The organism is Cupriavidus phytohabitans (assembly GCF_017815025.1).
Taxonomy (GTDB): Bacteria; Pseudomonadota; Gammaproteobacteria; order Burkholderiales; family Burkholderiaceae; genus Cupriavidus.
Genome location: NZ_JAGIQB010000010.1, coordinates 47,754 through 64,808, shown reverse-complemented (window position 1 = coordinate 64,808; position 17,055 = coordinate 47,754). Strand labels below are relative to the sequence as shown.

Here is a 17,055-nt window from a genome sequence, read left to right as displayed (position 1 = left end):
CCTTTACCACGTGCAACCGCTGGTCTTGATGACGCGCGCAGGGTCACGCATCGCCCAATAGATCGGCAACACGGCACGCGTGGCCACAAGCCCTTGTTGGTACATGCTGACAACGGGCGCGGCTACCGTGCCGGCCCCGTCCACGATGGGCAAGGCGGCGTCATCAAGATGCGCAATGGCTTCCTCCGTGCGCAAAAACTCCGGCACGTCACCGTTGGTGTTTAGCAGCAGGTCCGCCGCGTCCAGTAACCAAACATCGCCCAAGGTCACGTGCATATTGCCGATGATGGGCGCGCCGGCAATCGCACCGCCGTCCACGATGTTGGCGGCGGTGGCGCCAATCACCTGCGATGGGTGCATCAGCCAAACGGGCGTCACCATTCCGGCCGGCGCAGCTTCCACCGCCGCTTTGGTATCGGCCACCGCATCGGCCGAACCAGTCAGGGGAACGATACCCGCACCAAGTCCAGGCGGTTGCGATGCACTGCCCGCGCCGCTGCCCAACAGGATGGCATCCACGCCCAAGGCGATGGATTCGGCCAACGTTGCTTCCAGCAGCGCGTTGGCCCCTGCGCCAGCGCCCAGCAGTTCGCGCGAAGCGGTCACCACGGTGGCCAGCTTGGCACCATTCAGCGTGGCACCACTACCAAGGGCGCCGCTAATCACGGGGATTGGATAGCCTTCTGCAAGGAAGGTTGCGGCCTGGCTCGGTGTCACGTGCCCCGGCACGTGCAACTGTCCCTGGACTTGCAGCTTGGTGGCAAAGGGGATCAGCGCCGCCAGGACGGAATCGGGGATGGCTTCGAAAAAGTCATAGACAGCAGTAGCCACCAGGTCACCAGCCCAGGCAGGTGTCCCGGTGTCCGCTGGCGGTTGCGCGGCCTTGGTGCGAATGTTCGCCGCGTCCACTCGCACCACGGCGCCGGTATCCGCTTTGGCAAATCGGCGCAGGCTATCCAACGCCAAGGCCACCACGGGATTGACCTTGCGGCCGGTGTTGTTCAAGGTGACTTGCATTTTCGGTATCTCCAAATTGTGGTGGCTTCATGAAGCCTGGCTAAACCCGCGCGCGATGGCATCGCCAATCGTGCGTGCAAGGTCCATGGCGTCTTCGGTGGTCATTTCTGGCGGCGGCAATACGCGCAAGGCGGCAAGCGGCTGGCCGGCTTCGCGCAACGCGTGGCCCATCGCTTCCGCCGTGGCCGCAACGCCTTCCGGTGGTATGTCTTCCGCATCCCAAAAAACCCCGCTGGTAGTCTCAAGCCGCAGGCCATAGCGGCCAGGATTGAGCAGGACCACGACAACGCGCGGGGCGGTCATTGTTGGGACTCCACCGCGTACCGGGTCGCGGCCGCCAGGAACGCGTCCAGGCGGTCATCCTGCGCAGCGGTGTACCCGCGCCGGACCAGCTCTTGGACCGCTGCGTCCGCCACCGCACGCATGTCCGCCTGCTGTAGTGGCGTGCCACCTTGGAACACTTGCCACCACTCCGCGTCCTGTTGGGTGGCCTTGCGAAACGTTGATGCACTCATGGGTTTTCCTCCGGGGGGCCGATTCACACTATGCGGCGCCAGGCGCGTTTACAAGCCGCTTGCGCTCTTGCGCTTTTGGGCACGCGCGCGCCTGGCTTCATTGCGCGCGGCGCGTTGTTCGGGCGTCCTGGCGGCATAGCGGGCACGTTGCCGCATTAGCTTGGCTTCGCGCCGCTCCGGTGACAGGGCGGCATAGCGTGCGCGGTCCTTGGCGCGCAGGTGCGCGCGTTCGTCAGGGTCCATGTCCGTACGTGCACGTGATGACCTGCCATAGCGGTCCGGATTTTCTTTCACACGGTCACGGTGCCGGCGCTTTGCTTCGCGCCAGGCTTGGCGGCAGGCTTCCAACTGTTCCGGGGTCATGGCGGCGCGCCTGGCGCGGTCGCGCTCGCGGTGTTTCGCGTTGCGCGCGGCGCGCTGTTCCGGTGTCGGTGGGTTTTTCTTCATGACGTCCTTCCGCGTTGTTCTGCGCGTCAGCGGCAACCACATACGGGCGCGACGTCCGCGTCTGTGCCGTTGTGCTGGATGTTGTAAAGCGGCCTTTCCCGCTTGATGGCCGTGCGCTCCATGGCCAAGGCAACGTCCCGTGTGAGGAAGGTTTCCACCGTCATGTAGGCGATTTCATCCACCCAATGCGAAGCCCCATTGCGCTGGTGTCCCTTCAAGCGAGCAATGGCGCTGTTGGAAATACCGACATACAACAATTGGTCCTGCGCATTGAAATGCCGGTACAGGTTGCACGGACCGCGCTGGCCGTTGCCTTTCCGTATGGGAATACGAACGGGCGCGGATGGGCGCACGTCAATGGATGCCTGTCCGTGTGGGTCCGCGAATTGCGCGGAGAATTGCCGCGCAACTTCGGCGGCGTGCTTGAAGCGGTCGGCTTCGGGCAGTTGTAGCAGCGAACCCAAGGTGCGGTAGTGCTGGCGGTCCCCGAAGCGGTAGCGCAGGTTCCATGTCACCGCGCCGGTTTCCATCAGACGCAAGCCCACGAACAGGCCGCAATCCACCCGCTGCCAGTAGGGTGCCTGTCGGGGAACAAGGGCGGCGCGTGCGCGCGTTGTGTCAATTTTGGTCATGGTGCGACCCCTTCGGGGCGATGGTGGGCGCGAACAGTTCGCGCGGAAATGCGCGTTCTAGCGCGTCAATGAATGCCAGTTCATCGGTGCCGGCCCAGGACTTGGACGTGATGGCATCGCGCAGGCGGTCGGGGTGCCAAAGGTCTTGCAGCAAACAATCAAAGCGGGCGCCGTCCAGCACGATGAACACCGCGCCAAATTCGCACACCAGGGCGCATTCGGCATCGGCCAGGGCGCGCAGGCGGAACGTGCGGCGCAGGCTCCCGTGCTGGTCGCGCGCGTCGGCCGGATCGCTGGACACAACCCAGTTGTTCGTCTCGCCTGCGGATTCGATGGCCAGCAGCAGTTCGCCGGCAGTTGTCGGAAAGGGCGCGTTCATGCTGCATCCTTCCGGCCGCCCTTGCGCGCCGCGCTGATTCGCAATGCTTCCTCAAGATTGCGCGCGCCCATCTTTTTGATGAACCGGCACAGACGGCCGGACATGGTGGCGGCGTTCTCGCACGCTTCGATGTTGGCGCGTTGCAAACGGGCATGGCTTTGCAGTTGTTCCACCGTGGCCAGCATGGTGGAAACGAACCGGCGCTTTCCGTTCGGGTCCACAAACTTGATGCAACCCGGCACCTTGTCAGGGATGCCCGACAACGTAAGTTGCTTCGCGTGTTTCGGTTCCACGGGCACGGTCATATGGCGTTTTGCAGCGGCGCGGAACAGGTCGAGCAATTGCAGGTCACCCAACTGTAAGGCGAGTTGCTTGGACAGTTCCCCGTGCTGCGCTTTGAACGCGGCCAAGTTTTCGTGTTCATCAAATTCGCCCTTCATTGCAGCTTGGCGGAACACTTGGTCAATCAGCGTGCGCAGGTCGCGTTTCGACTTCACTACCTTTCCCATGATTCATTCTCCCCATGCTTGTTGAATGGCCACCAGCGTGGCAATGGACTTGTCCAGCCGTTCTTTCACGTAGTCGCGTTCCCAATCGGGATACTGCGCAACGATGGCGGCCGGGTCGGTTTCGATTTCGCAGAAGCGGTTCAGGCCAATGAGCAGCGTTCTTGCATCCAGTTCGGGCGTGCGTGGCGGTGGCGGTGGTTCAGTTCGCACAGGGGTATCCGGCGTGGCCATTTCCGGTTCCGCGCGCGGCTTCGTGGCCTTGCCCAACGCGGCAATCGTGTGGGTGATAGGCATTTCCCCGATAGCGCGGAGATTGGACAGGTGTTGCTCGAATTCTTGTTCTGGAATTTTGGCAATCGCCTGCCATTCCGTAGCGCGTTGCTTCGGGATACCAAGGTCATTCAGGCTTGGGACGCTTGAACTTTTCAAGGTCCGGTCATCGGACTTCGATTTTTTGTTATCACCGCCCCACGGGCGGCGTTGTCCGTTTTCCTTCATCACAATCAATAGTTCGCCACAACGGCGTTGTGCGCGGATACGAATCTCCCGCATCAGCCGTTCGCTTTCCACGTCTTGCGCTTCGTGCGCGTAATACGCCATGGCAGCGGCCTGCGATTGCATTTGCGCGGCAACATCAAGGCTGTGACATTCCTTGATGGCCAACACCATGCTGTTGTATTGCGCTATCGCTTTCTCGGCCTCTACCGGCACCATGTCACCAGACGGCGCAGGCTTTTCAACGACGCGTAAGGCTTTGCTCATGATCGTTCCTCCGATTTTTCGCGTTCAGAATTTCCGCCGCTTTGCGCGCTTCCCATTCCCGGCGCCAACGCGGCTTGGTTGGCGCGGGACGTTCTGGTGCGGGCCGTTCGGCGCGTTCGAACGACTCGCGGTGTTTCGCGCGCTGGCGCGCTTCGTTGATGCGGACCCGGAAGTGTTCGGCTTGGCCTTCCAGGCTCGCAGCAGGGGCACCGCGCAGGCGGTCCAGAATGTCGGCCGTCAGGGCAGGCGGCCAGGCTTCCAGCGTGGCCAGTTCCTTGACCCACGTTTTGCACTGCGTCAGCCACAAGGCCACGTCCTCCGTGGTAGGCAACTGCGACATGGCATCACCCCGGCAGGCGGGTCATGGCGGCGGATTCAACCCCGCCAGGTAGTCCGCCAAGGCCGCCAAGGCCGCCAGCAAGGCCGCCAAGGGTTGGCGGGGTGGAAACCCATGCTGGTATTGGCTTGCAGCCAAGGCCGCCAACACCGCCAGAACCCCCGCGCGTGCGCGTGCGCGCGCGCACGTACACATGGCGGCCTTGGCGGCCTTGCCGGAAACCCATGCTGGTATTGGCTTTGCACCCCGCCAACCGCTTGGCGGACTTGGCGGCCTTGTTGGCGGACTTGGCGGCCTTGTTGGCGGTCTTGGCGGCGTTCATGGCAACCCCCATTTCCAAACGCCGTCCAGCCGCTTGGCCTGCACGCCAAGGTGGGCTTTTGCACGTTCGATGGTGCGCTGCGAATGGCCGGCGCCCCGCGCGTTCTTCATGACTTCGCGTTGCGCCATGGGACCATCGGCCAGCAGGTCCGCAAGAAAGGTCTTTGCCTCTGTCAGCGCGCCGCGTTCTTCCGGATCGTCGTCTGTTTCAATCACGCCCAGCAACTCGCGCGCGCTGCCTTCCAACTGTTCGCCCCAACGGATGAAACTGGCAGGGATACCCGGCGCAGCTTCGGTCTGTTCGATGCTGTAGGCCATCCCTCCGGTGTCCGTGCCGATATTGGACTTGGCGCGCGCCAGGATGCGGCGCCCCGTGTCTTCCTCTTTGCCCGCCACCAGTACCACGCGTGCGACGGCGCCAAACGCCTGCGAACCATTCACGCGGTGCAAGGGACTGGAACCCCGGCTGTTCTTGGTGAAGTGGGTCACGCCAATGACTGCCACGCCGGTGGACGATGCAAGGTCCACCAGTGGTTGCAGGGCGCGTCGCACGTCGTTGGATTTGTGCATGTCGCCAGCCACGGCACTGACTACCGGGTCGATAATCAAAAGGCTAACCCGGCCGGGAATCTGTGAAATGGCTTCGGCCAGCAGAGGCAAATCGGACGCGGGATCGAACGGGCGATGGTGGCCGTCTGCGTCGCGTGCCGCCCCCACAAAGCACATGCGCGATCTATCGCCGTACATTGCGACATAGCGTGGCAGCAATGTATCGGCGATATCGTCTTCGCCTGACCACATCACGATGGTTCCCGGCTCAGTCATCGGCGCGCCGTCAGGCCACTGACGCCCACATGACAGATATGCGGCGATGCTCAATGCCAAGGTGGTCTTACCCGTGCCAGCGTCGCCGGCCAAGATGGACAACTTGCCGTGCGCAAGATGGTCCTTCCAAAGCCATTCAATGGATTCCATCGTGATGCCCTCCGCGCCGCGTAGTTCAAGATTTGATTGAAAGGGCTGTCCGTTCCGGTGCCCATTGAAGTGATGACCGTTTGCGCGAATGGACGCCATGGCCGCTTCGCATGCCATGTCTTCGTCATCATCCCGGCTTGGCTCGGCCTGCATCACTGTTCCCCCATGGGCCGCACCGGATAGCGGGCGTCATAGCGGCGCGGATGGCGCCACCAACCGGGGTCCAGATCGGGCAACTTGCCGTCCGTGCCGCGCAGGTCGTCTATGGTCAGGTCCAGCAGCGCCAGCAGGACGGGCAGCGGCGTTTTTCGCATGCAATGCATGGACGCAGCGTTGTTGCTGTAGGCACGAATCAGCAACTCAAGGCGCCGCGTCAGGTCATCGGCAATCGGCGTGATTGCCCACCATTCTCCGCAGGCAGTTGGGATGACGCCACGCAGACGCGGCGCGTTCAACAAAGTTTGGATGGTCACGACACATGCCCCTGTCCGGTTCTTCAAGGCGAACGGTGCCCACCGCTGCCAGGGGCTAATACCTGGCGCGGGTCGCGCTTTGCGTTCGTTCCTGGATTACTTGGCGCGCGCAGTCGGCGCCAATGCGGGGGCGTGCTACGCGGCGGGTTCGTGCGTGCTGGTGCGGGACTTGTCTGCGCTGTTGGCGGCTTGTGCGCGGCGGCGCTGGATGGCGGCGATGCGCGCCGCTGAACCACTGGTGGACGTTGGCAGCTCCGCCATCCAGGCGTCCAGGTCATCCACGTGATAGCGCCAGGTTTCCGGTGTTACCTGAACGCGGCGCGGTCCCGTGCCTTCGCGCTGCAAGCGTTCCAGGCATGAGACAGACAATCCGGTGTAGGTGGAGGCGCCGGGGGTGGTCAGCAGCTTTCCAGAACGGCCAGGCGGCAAACGCTTGGTGGGTTCGCTCATGGACGATGCCACGGCAGGCAATCCCCCGCCCTTCGGATGTTTTACGGTGGATGCCACGGCATCGGCAATCGCATCGCCCTTTAACTTGCGGTTGGTCACTTGTTTGATGGCCATCTGTCTGACTCCAATTTCCTGGCGTTTGAATTCCTGCGGCCCCTTTCGGTCCATCCTTATGATGGCGGGCATCTACAATAGGTTGGCTTTTTAGGAATTCAAGGACTTTCGCGCGCCAGGAAAAAGCCCGTCCAATCCAGCAGGCGCATGGCGCCACCAGGAACCCCGGACTATTGGTTGTTTCTGCCTGCTGTCTGTCACGTTTGCTTTCCGGGGTGTCACGTTTGCTTTCCCGGCAATCGCATCTGTTTCCATCCAATGTTCAAAAAAAATCCCCGGGCGAACCGGGGATTTATGAATACGCAAATTAGATTAAATGAATACCGAAACTCAAATAGTGCGTGTCTTTCTGGCTTTGGCAATTTGCGCATTGGTCACGGCGGCCACGTTCTTGGCGTAAGTCCTATTCAGCATGTCAAGGCTGGTGCCCGCCATTTCGGACACGCCGGTGATATTCACGCCTTGGGCCAGCAGGTGCGATATGGACGCGTGCCGCACGTGATAGGGCACCAAGGGTTCGTCGTCGCGTTCGGTTAGGCCGGACGCATCCACGGCCGCGCGGAAGGCCGGACGCCAGTAGTTCGCGCTTTCCCATGCCGAACCATCGGTGCGCGCGAAGATGGGCGCCGCTGGCGTCTTGCCCTTGCATTGCGCCTTGAACAGCGCCAATGCATCGGCGGGCAAATGAACGGTGCGCGGTCCCGTCTTGGACAGCTTGATTTCCACGGTGCCCGTTTCCGGCACGAAGTCCCGCACCCGCAGGCGCGCCAGTTCGCCAATGCGGAAGCCAGTCAGCCATAACCCCTTGAGAAACACCGCCATGTCCGGTTCGGCCGCCTTTATCAGCGTGCCCACCTGCGCGGCAGTCAGCAGCGTTTTGCGCGTGCCGTCCACCTTCTCGAACTTGCCTTCACTGCGCCATGCCCGGTCACTGTCCACGCGCCCGTCCGTGTACGCCTGATTCAGCGCGGCGCGCACCACCCCAATGATGCGGTTCGCTGTGGAACGCGTGCGACGCAGGATTTCGGGCGCGTCATAGTCGTCCGGGTCATAGTCGTCCGGCAGGCGCGAATTCACCAGCCCATGCAACCACGCGCGGAATTCCTCCACCGTCAGCCTGTCAAGCGCACGGGCGGCAATCGGATGGCTCAACACGTTGTAAGCGAACATGCGTTCCGCTTCGTCCGCCGCCTTGGGGCGTTGATCCTGCCTGATGAACGCGACGCGGCGCGCCATGGCATCGCCCACGGTGCCCGCTTCCAATTTCACGACACCACCCGCCACGCGCACGGCATGGTTGCGCGCAAGTTCTGCGGCCGCGTCATAGCGGCCGGCTTCGTCCGCTTCCAGCAGACTGCCAAGGGCCAGATACACGTATTTCTTGGCCACCACGTCACGCGCGCGCGCTATCCACGTCTGCGTGCCATTGGCCAGGACGCGCACGCCAACATAGGCGCCGCTGCCCACCTGGCTGTAATAGGGTTCACGATCCGCTGGCAACTTGCGGCGGCCGGCCGGGGTGTCGATTCGGTATTGCATGGTTCCATCCGTATGAACTTCAGATGAAACATCATACCAAAAGGCCATGGAAGGGGTGGAACGGATGAAAACGGCGCAAGCCCAGGACTGGCAAGGGATAGCGGGCGGAACTTGAAGGGGACGGAAAGGGGCGGAAACGTGGCGTTTTTATGATTCCATGCTCTTGTAGGGCACATGGTTGAACTGGATGCCGAGCTTCTGCCCGATCTCTTCCATGGTCACGTGCATGGTGCCGTTGGTGCCGGTGCTGCCGTAGCTGATCTTGCCGGGGCGGCGCCGCGCATCGTCGATCATTTCCTGCCACGATTTCCACGGCGCGTCGGCGCGCGCCGCGACGCCCAGCGTGTAGCCGGTCAGGTGGATCACGTAGGTGAAGTCGCGCAGCGGGTCGAATTGCGTCTTTTGCAGGTGGGGCAGGCGGAACACCGGTTCCGGGATCACGGTGAGGGTGTAGCCGTCGGGTTTGGCGCGCGCGACCACGTTGGCGCCCAGCACGCCGGCGGCGCCGGGCTTGTTCTCCACGACGACGGGCTGGCCCAGCGTCTTGCTGGCGCTGTCGGCCAGCGTGCGCACCAGCGTATCGGTGGCGCCGCCGGCCGCGAACGGCACGATCAGCGTGACCGGCCGCGCGGGGAAATCGGCCGCCCGCGCGGCGCCCGGGGTCAGCATACCCAGGGTGCCCAGGGTGCCCAGGCCCAGCAGCGCCAGCGTGTCGCGCCGGCGGGTGTCGATGGTGTCGTCTCTCATTGCCGGTCTCCGTCGTGGTTCGGCTGTGTCAGCACCAGCGCGTCCAGCGCGACCGCACCGCGGCCGGCTTCGCGCACCAGCAGGGGATTCACTTCCATTTCCGCGAGCGAGCCGCCGAGCGCCATCGCGGCGTCGGACAGCGCGGCAATGGCGTCCGCGGCCGCGTCGATATCGGCCGGAGGCTTGCCGCGGAAGCCGGTCATCAGCCGGTAGCCGCGCAGGCTGGCGAGCATCTCGCGGGCCATGGCGCGGTCCACCGGCAGCAAGCGGTGCGCGACGTCGTGGAAGACTTCGGTAAAGATCCCGCCCAGGCCGACCGTCATGGCCGGGCCGAACACCGGGTCGCGCGTGACGCCGACGATCAGCTCGCAGACGCCGCTGGCCATCTGCTGAACCAGCACGCCGCGCTGGCGCGCATCCGGCTTGGCTTGCGTCGCGGCGGCAACCACTTCTGCGGCGGCATCCTGCACCTGCTGCGCATCGCGCAGGCCCAGCCGCACGCCGCCGACCTCGGTCTTGTGGGCGATGTCGGGGCTGAGCACCTTGACCGCCACCGGGAAGCCGAGGCTCGCGGCGGCGCGTGCGGCATCGGCGGGAGTGGCCGCGACGGCTTCCACGCCGATCGGCACCCCGAAACCCGCGAGCCAGTGCTTGGCCTGATACTCGTCCAGCGCGGTAGCGGGCAGTTCTTCCGTCTGCGGACGGTCGGCAGCCTGCGCGCGCTGGGCCATCCAGTGCGCAGTCCGTGCCTGCGTGCCGAGCCAGCCCACATACGTGCCCAATGCCCTGGCCGCGCGCGCCACGTCCGGAAACACCGCCACGCCGGCCGCGGCCAGCCTGGCGCGGCTGGCCGGCTCGCCGGTGGTCGCGACGACGATCAGCCGGTTCGTCTTGCCCGCCACGTCGATCAGTTCATCCGCCACGCGGTCAAGCAGGTAGGCGGTGGCGTACAGGAAGATCACGTCCACGCCGTCGACCGCCGCGAGGTTGTCGAGCACGGCATACGCAAGGCCGCTGCGGTTGAATAGCTGGCCGGTCAGGTCGACCGGGTTGGCCACCGAGCCGATCTCCGGCACAGCGCTCTGAAGGCGCTGCTGCACCGGCTCGGGCAGGCACGGCACGTCCAGCCCGGCGGCGCTGAGCAGGTCGGCGGACAGCGCACCCATCGCACCCGACACCGACGCCACCACCACGCGGCGGCCCGCGCTGCGTTGGCGGAAGCCCGACAGGTAGGCCAGGTCGGTCAGGTGGCTCGGGTCGCTGGCCTGCATCGCGCCGACCTGGGCAAACGCGGCGCGGTAGATGGCCTGGTTGCCGGCCAGCACGGCGGTGTGTGACTGGGTGGCAGCCGAGCCGGCCTCGCTTTCGCCGGCCTTCAGCACGATCAGCGGCTTGTCCGCCGCGCGCAACCGCGCCGCGGCGTCGATAAAGCGCGGGCCGCTGCGCAGGCCCTCGATGTAGCCGACCACGGCACCGGTCCGGGCATCGTCGGCCAGGTAGTCGAGGTAGTCGGCGTAGTCCAGACAGGCTTCGTTGCCGGTATTGATGAACTGGTGGAAGCCCACGTCCATCTGCCTGCCGGTGGCATAGACGATGGCGCAGACATTGCCGCTCTGCGTCAGCAGGCTGACTGCGCCGGGGCCGTCCTGCGGCGGGTAGGCGCGGAAGGTGGTGGCAAAGGCGGTGATGGCGCGCGTGGTCAGGTTGGCCAGCCCCATGCAGTTGGGGCCGGCGATGGCCATGCCGCTCTCGCGCGCGAAGGCGGTCAGCGCGGCCTGGCGCGCGACGCCGGCTTCGCCGGCCTCGGCGAAGCCGGACGCATAGAGGATGGCGGCCCGGATGCCGCGGGCATGGCAGCGCCGCAGCTGCGGCAGCACTTCGTCGGCGCCGAGCGCCAGCACCGCCACGTCCGGCACCGCCGGCAGGGATTCCACATCGGGATAGCAGGCCAGCCCGGCGATCTCGGCATAACGCGGATTGACCGGGTAAACCTGCCCCTGGTAGCCAAGGCGCTGCAGGTGGTCCAGCGCCACGCCGCCGATGCGGCTGGTATCGCGCGAGGCGCCGATGATGGCGATCGAGGCGGGCTCAAGCAGTTGCGCCAGTGCGGTGCGATCGGCGCGTTCCGGTGGCCGCGCCGTGTTGGGAATAGGCATCGTTGTCTCCATCCTTCCTCTGCCGGAAGGTGACCCGATTCAAGCGTATCGGGTGGGCGGGGACAAGCGAGCGGGCGTTCAGTGTGCACAATGTGCACAGATTCCGGATCGACCGGCAACGGTGATACGGCAACGGCCTGTTGGACGATGTGGGTAGCCTCGAGATTGTCTCGAGAGCAGCGCCGCCACCAGGCGGCAATGACGGCGGCACGTTCTGCGGATTTTTGTCGTTGACCCCTTTCAAAACCCGCCAACGTTGTTGTAGAATCCGCGCTTCGCTGAAAACGCGATGAATTCCCCGATAGCTCAGTCGGTAGAGCGACGGACTGTTAATCCGCAGGTCCCTGGTTCGAGCCCAGGTCGGGGAGCCAAAGTACGCGGGAGTAGCTCAGTTGGTAGAGCGCAACCTTGCCAAGGTTGAGGTCGCGAGTTCGAGACTCGTCTCCCGCTCCAAATCTTCCGGTCTTCGCCGGAGCGTGTGCGCCCATGTGGCTCAGTGGTAGAGCACTCCCTTGGTAAGGGAGAGGTCGGCAGTTCGATCCTGCCCATGGGCACCACCCCTTCCTGCTTGTTTCCCTTCTTTGTGTTTCGTCTTGCACGGCGCCGCGGCTAGCCGCCCAGGTCCTTGGGCCAGAACGTGATGTTGATGCTGGAGGGCGCGACGCCGTTCTCGTCGCGCGGCAGCGGGTCCGAGCGCGCGACCGCGCGCAGCACGGCATTGTCCCACCCGGCGTTGCCGCTCGACTTGGCCAGCCGCGTCGACAGCACCGAGCCGTCCGGCGCCATATGCACCGCCACCACCGCCGCCGGGTTGCCGGCGACGTCATCGCTGAAGATGATGTTCGGCTTGACCCGCTGCCGGACCCGCTCGGCATAGCCAGACGAAGGCCGCGCGGAGGTGCCTGAGCCGGTTCCCGCGTTGGCACGGCCCGCCTGTGCCTGCAGGCGGGCCAGTTCGCCCTGGCGCCGCGTGTTGTTAGCCTGGCGTTGCTCTGCCTCTGCCTTGCGTTGTGCCTCCTTGCGCGCCGCCTCGGCGCGGGCCTGGTTTTCACGCTGCCGTGCCTGCTGGGCTTCGTCGCGGGCGGCGCGCTCGGCCTTGCGCTGCTTTTCCTGAAGGGAAATATCGGCGTCTTCCTCTTCGACAGGCCTGAGTGTCGGCGTGGGCGTGACCGCTGGGGGTGGCGTGACCACCTCGGGTACGGGCTCCCACAGTTCGGCTGTCACGCCTTCTGGCACTGCGTTGCGCCAGCGCACGCCGTAGTAGAGCAAGGCACCCAGCAACAGGTGCATCAGCAAGGCCAGCAGGAAGCAGCGCATGGTGCCCCGTTCCGGCACCGGCTGGTAGGGATAGGCGACAGCGTGCATGGCGGTGGCTGCGGCGGAATACGGGCCGCTTGTCCAGGAGGCAACTTCATTCTATGAAGTGCGGCCTGCCGAACCAAGGTAGAGGGAACGGCACTTCACCAGAAAAACTGCGTTACCAGTGGCTGATTCACCACTTTATTGGCGTTTGACTTTTTAAGACGACTGGTCATATTATTGAACCCATGGCCCGCACCGCAGACAAGACCGATATCCCGAACCGCCTGACGAAGGCAGGGCGCGAACTCTTTTCGCGCCACGGCTATAACGCCACCGGCATCCAGCAGATCACCGACCATGCCGGCGTGCCGAAGGGGTCGTTCTACAACCATTTCGACAGCAAGGAAGCGTTCGCCGCGGCGATCATCGCGCAGTACGCGGCGTACCTGCAGCGGTCGTGGGAAGCCATGATGGAAGCGGCGCCGCCGCAGCCGATGGCGGCGATCCGCTACGTGTTCGACCAGATGATTGCCCACCATGAAGCCGGGACGGAGCGCGCCGGCTGCCTGGTCGGCAATTTCGCCGCGGAAATCGCCTCGTCCAGCGAGACCTGCCGTGCGGCACTGCAGGCGGCGCAACTGGCCTGGCGCGAGCGCCTGGCCGGGATGATCGCCGAAGCCCAGGCGGACCACGCCATCCGCACCGATATCGCAGCCGCCGAACTGTCCGGCCTGGCCTGGGATACCTGGGAAGGCGCCTTGCTGCGGATGAAACTCGAACGCTCGGCCGAGCCGCTGCGCCGCAGCGTCGACCTGATGTTCAACCACCTGTTCCAGCCCTCCGCCGCGGCGGAGGGCCAATCACCAACCTCGGAGTAAGCCATTCATGGGTGCACAGAACGAAGCCTTTCTCGCCAATGCGCTGTTCCAGCCGGTCAGGCTGGGCAAGCTTGAGCTCGCCAACCGCATGGCCATGGCGCCGCTCACGCGCAGCCGCGCCGACGATGACCTGGTGCCGACCGACATGGTGGTCGAGTACTACAGCCAGCGCGCCAGCGTGGGCCTGATCATCGCCGAGGCCACTCAGGTCTCGACCACGGCCCAGGGCTACACCAATACGCCGGGCATCTATACGCCCGAACAGATCGCCGCGTGGAAGGAGGTGACCGACGCGGTGCACGCGAAGGGCGGCAGGATCTTCCTGCAGATCTGGCACACCGGGCGCATGTCGCACACGCATTTCCAGCCGGACAACCAGGCGCCGGTGGCGCCGTCGGCCATCGCGGCCAATGCCAAGACTTTCATCAACGGCCAGGGATACGTCGAATGCTCGCTGCCGCGTGCGCTGGAGGTGGACGAGATTGCCGGCATCGTCGATGACTTCCGTACCGCCGCGGCGAACGCCATCCGCGCCGGCTTCGACGGTGTTGAAGTGCATGGTGCCCACGGCTACCTGCTCGATGCCTTCCTGCGCGACGGCACCAACAAGCGCACCGACGCCTACGGCGGCAGCGTCGAGAACCGCGCGCGCTTCCTGCTCGAAGTCATGGCCGCGGTGATCGCGGAGATCGGCGCCGACCGTGTCGGCGTGCGCCTGGCGCCGGTGTCGCCGGTCAACGACGCGGTGGAAAGCAACCCGAAGCCGCTGTTCGAGCATGTCGTGCGCGAACTGGAAAAGCTGCACCCGGTGTACATCCATGTGGTGGAAGGCCACACCGGCGGACCGCGCGACAATGTGCCGTTCGACTATGAAGCGCTGCACCGGCTGTACAGCGGCGTCTGGATGGTCAACAACGGCTACTCGAAGGAGATGGCCGAGGAAGCCATCCGCGGCGGCCGCGCCGACATGGTGTCGTTCGGCCGCAAGATGATCACCAACCCCGACCTGCCGCGCCGCTTCCGCGAGAACCAGCCGCTCAACCAGCCGTTCGAGGATGCTTCGCTCTATGGCGGAAGCGGCCCGCACGGCTACGTCGACTATCCGGCGCTGGCCTGACCCCGGCCGGGCCGTGAAGGCCTCCGGGGCATCGCCAGCGCACGCTCGATGCACCGGAGCAGATCGGTATCGCCGAACGGCTTGCCGAGGAAGCAGGCAGCGCCCGCGTCCCGCGCGCGCTGCGCGAAGTCCCGCAGGTCGAACGCCGTCATGAAAATAACCGGCATGCGCAAGCCGCGCGCGCGCAGCGCTTCACACAGCGCGAAGCCGTTCATGCCGGGCATCTGCACATCCGTGATCACGCAGTCGATGCCGTCGATCGACGGCGACTGCAGCAGTGCCGGCCCACCCGCGTACAACTCCACCGCCATGCCGAAGGCGCGCACCAGCCCGCCCATGGCATGCCGCACGGCAGCGTCGTCGTCGACGATGGCAATGACCGGCGTGGCATTCACACGGATTCCCTGAGGCCCTTGAGCCAGGCGCGTGACCGGTGCCGGTCAGTGCGTTGCGTCGTCCGCGGGCGTCTTGCTGGCGGCGTTCAGCGTGGGGCCGGGGGCGCCGGTGATCTTGGGCACGCATTCCGAGTGGAACCACGCAATGGTGACGGGCTCCCCGGCGAGCAGGCGCTTGACCGGCGGCACCACCTGTTCGCCGATCAGCATGCCTAGCAGGCCGATCAACGCCACCACGGGCGGCGCCGGCGAACGGACCTGCATCAGCGCGTAGATGATGCCGACGAGGATGCCGGCGCCAAGGGAGACAAGGTAAAGCTTCATCGGAAAGACTCCAATAGAAGATGCACGAGGATCAGTGGCGAGCCGCAGGGGCCGGAGGCAATCCGACGCCGAGCAGGTGCCGCACGCGCGGCGGCTTGTCGCCGACATGGAAGCGGGCGACCTCGCGCTGCAGATCTGCGTCGGCATGGGGCACGCGCTCGTGCTGGCGCAAATGCTCGGCCCACGATTCGACCAGGAACCACTCTGTCAGCAATTCTGGATCGGCCGGGTCTTCCATCACGCCCCAGTTGAAGGCGCCGTCGCGCAGCCGTTCCTCGGAAAGCTGGTGGACCGCGCGCAGGAAGGCGTCGCGGTCTGGCGCGCGGACGCAGTACTCGATCAGGATCATGACCGGGCCGCGATCATGCGCGATATCGGCGGCGCCTTCGGGTTCGGGCCAGTGCCGTGCCGGCCCCAGGTCCTCTTCGCCGCGGGGCAGGCGCAGCCGGTGCAGCAGCAGCGCTGCCGCCAGCATGCCGGCCGCGGCCACCAGCAGCCCGCCGGGCGTGCCCAGCGCCTGCGCGACAAAGCCCCACACCAGGCTGCCAGCGGCCATCGCGCCGTTGAAGACCATCTGGTAGACCGCCAGCGCGCGGCCGCGCACCCAGTTGGGCAAGATCGCCTGCGCCACGCCGCCCAGCGTCGTCAGCGCGATGATCCATGCCGCCCCCAGGAACAGCAGCAGCAACAGTGCGATCCAGACCGGCGGCGCCATGCATAGCCCGGCCATCACCACCGCAGTGGTGATGGCAGACAGCAGCATCAGCCCGTCGGCGTCCAGCCGCCGTTGCAGCCGCGGCATGACCAGTGCGCCGAGGATCGCGCCCACCCCGACCGCGCCCAGCATCACGCCATAGAGGCTGGCGCCCCCCTTCAGCAGTTGCCTGGCCACCAGCGGCAACAGTGCCCAGATGCTGCTGCCGAAGGCAAAGTACACCGCGGCCCGCGCGAGCACGACATGCAGCTTGCTGTGGGCGCGGGTAAAGCGCAGCCCGGCGCGGAACGCCCCCAGGAAATGCTCGCGCAGCGGGTCGGCGGTGCGCGCCGGGCGTTTCCACCACAGCAGCGCGGCGATCACGAAGACATAGCTGAGCAGGTCCATGCCATACGTGACGGCCGCGCCGAACGCCGCCAGCAGCAGGCCGCCGGCAGCCGGGCCGATGGCGCGGGCGATGTTGACACCCAGCGAGTTGAGCGCAACCGCGTGCTTGAGTTCTTGCTGCGGCACCAGCTCGGGCACGATCGACTGCCACGTCGGCCCCATCAAGGCCGCACCGACACCGCCCAGGAAAGCCATGCCGATCAGGATCTCGATCGTCAGCGCGTTGCGCCAGGCCAGCATCATCAGCGTGCCGCTGACCAGCGCCAGCCCGACCTGGATCGCGACCAGGAAGCGGCGCCGGTCGAGGATGTCGGACAGCACGCCGGCCGGGATCGCCAGCAGGAATACCGGCAAGGTCGCCGCGGCCTGGATCGTTGCGACCGCGGCCGGCGACGACGACAGGTCGGTGGCCAGCCAGGCGCTGGCCACGTCGCGCATGAAGCTGCCGACGTTGCCGAGAATGGTGGCCGCCCACAGCACGGCAAACGTGGCCTGCGCCAGCGGCGCGAAAGCGCCGCCGTCGGCGGGGCGGGAAGGGGAGTCCGTCACTTGCTCTGCCATCTT

At 65.4% G+C, this 17,055-nt stretch carries 22 protein-coding genes and 3 tRNA genes; 5 read left to right on the top strand and 20 right to left on the bottom strand.

Annotated elements, in window-relative coordinates:
- Positions 1 to 3 precede the first annotated feature (3 nt).
- The 16 genes from J8I34_RS09160 to J8I34_RS09085 form a co-directional block, all read right to left on the bottom strand.
- Entirely contained in the window at positions 4 to 1,017 is a 1,014-nt protein-coding gene (locus J8I34_RS09160) for a phage major capsid family protein (RefSeq protein ID WP_209805872.1), read from the bottom strand.
- 27 nt (positions 1,018 to 1,044) lie between these two features.
- Positions 1,045 to 1,320 carry a hypothetical protein gene (locus J8I34_RS09155; RefSeq protein WP_209805871.1) on the bottom strand — a complete coding sequence of 92 codons (276 nt, stop codon included), beginning with the start codon at positions 1,318 to 1,320 and terminating at the stop codon, positions 1,045 to 1,047.
- A complete protein-coding gene (locus J8I34_RS09150; RefSeq protein ID WP_209805870.1) occupies positions 1,317 to 1,532 on the bottom strand; it encodes a hypothetical protein in 216 nt (71 codons plus the stop codon). The genes J8I34_RS09155 and J8I34_RS09150 overlap by 4 nt, the downstream gene beginning before the upstream one ends.
- Positions 1,533 to 1,580: 48 nt before the next feature.
- The gene (locus tag J8I34_RS09145) at positions 1,581 to 2,021 is read right to left on the bottom strand and encodes a hypothetical protein (RefSeq protein ID WP_209805869.1); all 441 of its coding nucleotides are present in this window, start codon (positions 2,019 to 2,021) and stop codon (positions 1,581 to 1,583) included.
- The gene (locus tag J8I34_RS09140; RefSeq protein WP_209805868.1) at positions 2,006 to 2,611 is read right to left on the bottom strand and encodes a GIY-YIG nuclease family protein; all 606 of its coding nucleotides are present in this window, start codon (positions 2,609 to 2,611) and stop codon (positions 2,006 to 2,008) included. Before J8I34_RS09140 ends, J8I34_RS09145 begins: the two co-directional genes overlap by 16 nt.
- Positions 2,598 to 2,990, bottom strand: coding sequence for a hypothetical protein (locus J8I34_RS09135; protein WP_209805867.1), 393 nt, complete (start codon positions 2,988 to 2,990; stop codon positions 2,598 to 2,600). The genes J8I34_RS09140 and J8I34_RS09135 overlap by 14 nt, the downstream gene beginning before the upstream one ends.
- Entirely contained in the window at positions 2,987 to 3,499 is a 513-nt protein-coding gene (locus tag J8I34_RS09130) for a hypothetical protein (RefSeq protein WP_209805866.1), read from the bottom strand. The genes J8I34_RS09135 and J8I34_RS09130 overlap by 4 nt, the downstream gene beginning before the upstream one ends.
- A 3-nt stretch (positions 3,500 to 3,502) precedes the next feature.
- Positions 3,503 to 4,261 carry a hypothetical protein gene (locus J8I34_RS09125; protein WP_209805865.1) on the bottom strand — a complete coding sequence of 253 codons (759 nt, stop codon included), beginning with the start codon at positions 4,259 to 4,261 and terminating at the stop codon, positions 3,503 to 3,505.
- Positions 4,236 to 4,601, bottom strand: a complete 366-nt coding sequence (locus tag J8I34_RS09120; RefSeq protein ID WP_209805864.1) for a hypothetical protein — start codon at positions 4,599 to 4,601, stop codon at positions 4,236 to 4,238. The genes J8I34_RS09125 and J8I34_RS09120 overlap by 26 nt, the downstream gene beginning before the upstream one ends.
- A gap of 4 nt (positions 4,602 to 4,605) precedes the next feature.
- Entirely contained in the window at positions 4,606 to 4,920 is a 315-nt protein-coding gene (locus J8I34_RS09115) for a hypothetical protein (RefSeq protein ID WP_209805863.1), read from the bottom strand.
- Positions 4,917 to 6,047 (bottom strand): AAA family ATPase, encoded by a 1,131-nt coding sequence (locus tag J8I34_RS09110; RefSeq protein ID WP_209805862.1) that lies wholly within the window; start codon positions 6,045 to 6,047, stop codon positions 4,917 to 4,919. The genes J8I34_RS09115 and J8I34_RS09110 overlap by 4 nt, the downstream gene beginning before the upstream one ends.
- Positions 6,047 to 6,367 carry a hypothetical protein gene (locus tag J8I34_RS09105; RefSeq protein ID WP_209805861.1) on the bottom strand — a complete coding sequence of 107 codons (321 nt, stop codon included), beginning with the start codon at positions 6,365 to 6,367 and terminating at the stop codon, positions 6,047 to 6,049. The genes J8I34_RS09110 and J8I34_RS09105 overlap by 1 nt, the downstream gene beginning before the upstream one ends.
- 135 nt (positions 6,368 to 6,502) lie before the next feature.
- Complete coding sequence (locus tag J8I34_RS09100; protein WP_209805860.1) at positions 6,503 to 6,931, bottom strand: helix-turn-helix transcriptional regulator; 429 nt, start codon at positions 6,929 to 6,931, stop codon at positions 6,503 to 6,505.
- A gap of 330 nt (positions 6,932 to 7,261) precedes the next feature.
- Positions 7,262 to 8,470: a tyrosine-type recombinase/integrase gene (locus J8I34_RS09095; RefSeq protein WP_209805859.1), complete on the bottom strand. Its 1,209-nt coding sequence runs from the start codon at positions 8,468 to 8,470 to the stop codon at positions 7,262 to 7,264.
- A 147-nt stretch (positions 8,471 to 8,617) separates the two neighbouring features.
- Entirely contained in the window at positions 8,618 to 9,217 is a 600-nt protein-coding gene (locus tag J8I34_RS09090; RefSeq protein WP_245175851.1) for a tripartite tricarboxylate transporter substrate binding protein, read from the bottom strand.
- Positions 9,214 to 11,373 (bottom strand): acetate--CoA ligase family protein, encoded by a 2,160-nt coding sequence (locus J8I34_RS09085; RefSeq protein ID WP_209768883.1) that lies wholly within the window; start codon positions 11,371 to 11,373, stop codon positions 9,214 to 9,216. The genes J8I34_RS09090 and J8I34_RS09085 overlap by 4 nt, the downstream gene beginning before the upstream one ends.
- A gap of 295 nt (positions 11,374 to 11,668) precedes the next feature.
- On the opposite strand from J8I34_RS09085, the gene J8I34_RS09080 reads away from it, so the two are divergent.
- The 3 genes from J8I34_RS09080 (at position 11,669) to J8I34_RS09070 (ending at position 11,930) form a co-directional block, all read left to right on the top strand.
- Positions 11,669 to 11,744, top strand: a tRNA-Asn gene (locus tag J8I34_RS09080).
- A gap of 6 nt (positions 11,745 to 11,750) precedes the next feature.
- Positions 11,751 to 11,826: transfer RNA gene (locus J8I34_RS09075), tRNA-Gly, on the top strand.
- Positions 11,827 to 11,855: 29 nt separating this feature from the next.
- Positions 11,856 to 11,930, top strand: a tRNA-Thr gene (locus tag J8I34_RS09070).
- Positions 11,931 to 11,982: 52 nt separating this feature from the next.
- On the opposite strand, the gene tolA is transcribed toward J8I34_RS09070, so the two are convergent.
- Positions 11,983 to 12,738 carry a cell envelope integrity protein TolA gene (gene tolA, locus J8I34_RS09065; RefSeq protein WP_209805858.1) on the bottom strand — a complete coding sequence of 252 codons (756 nt, stop codon included), beginning with the start codon at positions 12,736 to 12,738 and terminating at the stop codon, positions 11,983 to 11,985.
- Positions 12,739 to 12,920: 182 nt separating this feature from the next.
- Between tolA and J8I34_RS09060 the strand changes: the two genes are divergently transcribed.
- Complete coding sequence (locus J8I34_RS09060; RefSeq protein ID WP_209805857.1) at positions 12,921 to 13,553, top strand: TetR/AcrR family transcriptional regulator; 633 nt, start codon at positions 12,921 to 12,923, stop codon at positions 13,551 to 13,553.
- Between the two features lie 7 nt (positions 13,554 to 13,560).
- Positions 13,561 to 14,670: an alkene reductase gene (locus tag J8I34_RS09055; RefSeq protein ID WP_209805856.1), complete on the top strand. Its 1,110-nt coding sequence runs from the start codon at positions 13,561 to 13,563 to the stop codon at positions 14,668 to 14,670.
- Here the strand turns inward: J8I34_RS09055 and J8I34_RS09050 are convergent.
- Genes J8I34_RS09050 through J8I34_RS09040 form a run of 3 tightly spaced genes read right to left on the bottom strand, consistent with a single transcriptional unit; the run spans position 14,652 to position 17,052 of the window.
- Positions 14,652 to 15,065 (bottom strand): response regulator transcription factor, encoded by a 414-nt coding sequence (locus J8I34_RS09050; protein WP_209768888.1) that lies wholly within the window; start codon positions 15,063 to 15,065, stop codon positions 14,652 to 14,654. The two genes, J8I34_RS09055 and J8I34_RS09050, sit on opposite strands and share 19 nt — an antisense overlap.
- A 45-nt stretch (positions 15,066 to 15,110) precedes the next feature.
- Positions 15,111 to 15,389, bottom strand: a complete 279-nt coding sequence (locus tag J8I34_RS09045) for a XapX domain-containing protein (RefSeq protein ID WP_029048270.1) — start codon at positions 15,387 to 15,389, stop codon at positions 15,111 to 15,113.
- 31 nt (positions 15,390 to 15,420) lie between these two features.
- Positions 15,421 to 17,052, bottom strand: coding sequence for an MFS transporter (locus J8I34_RS09040; RefSeq protein WP_209805855.1), 1,632 nt, complete (start codon positions 17,050 to 17,052; stop codon positions 15,421 to 15,423).
- Positions 17,053 to 17,055 lie beyond the last annotated feature (3 nt).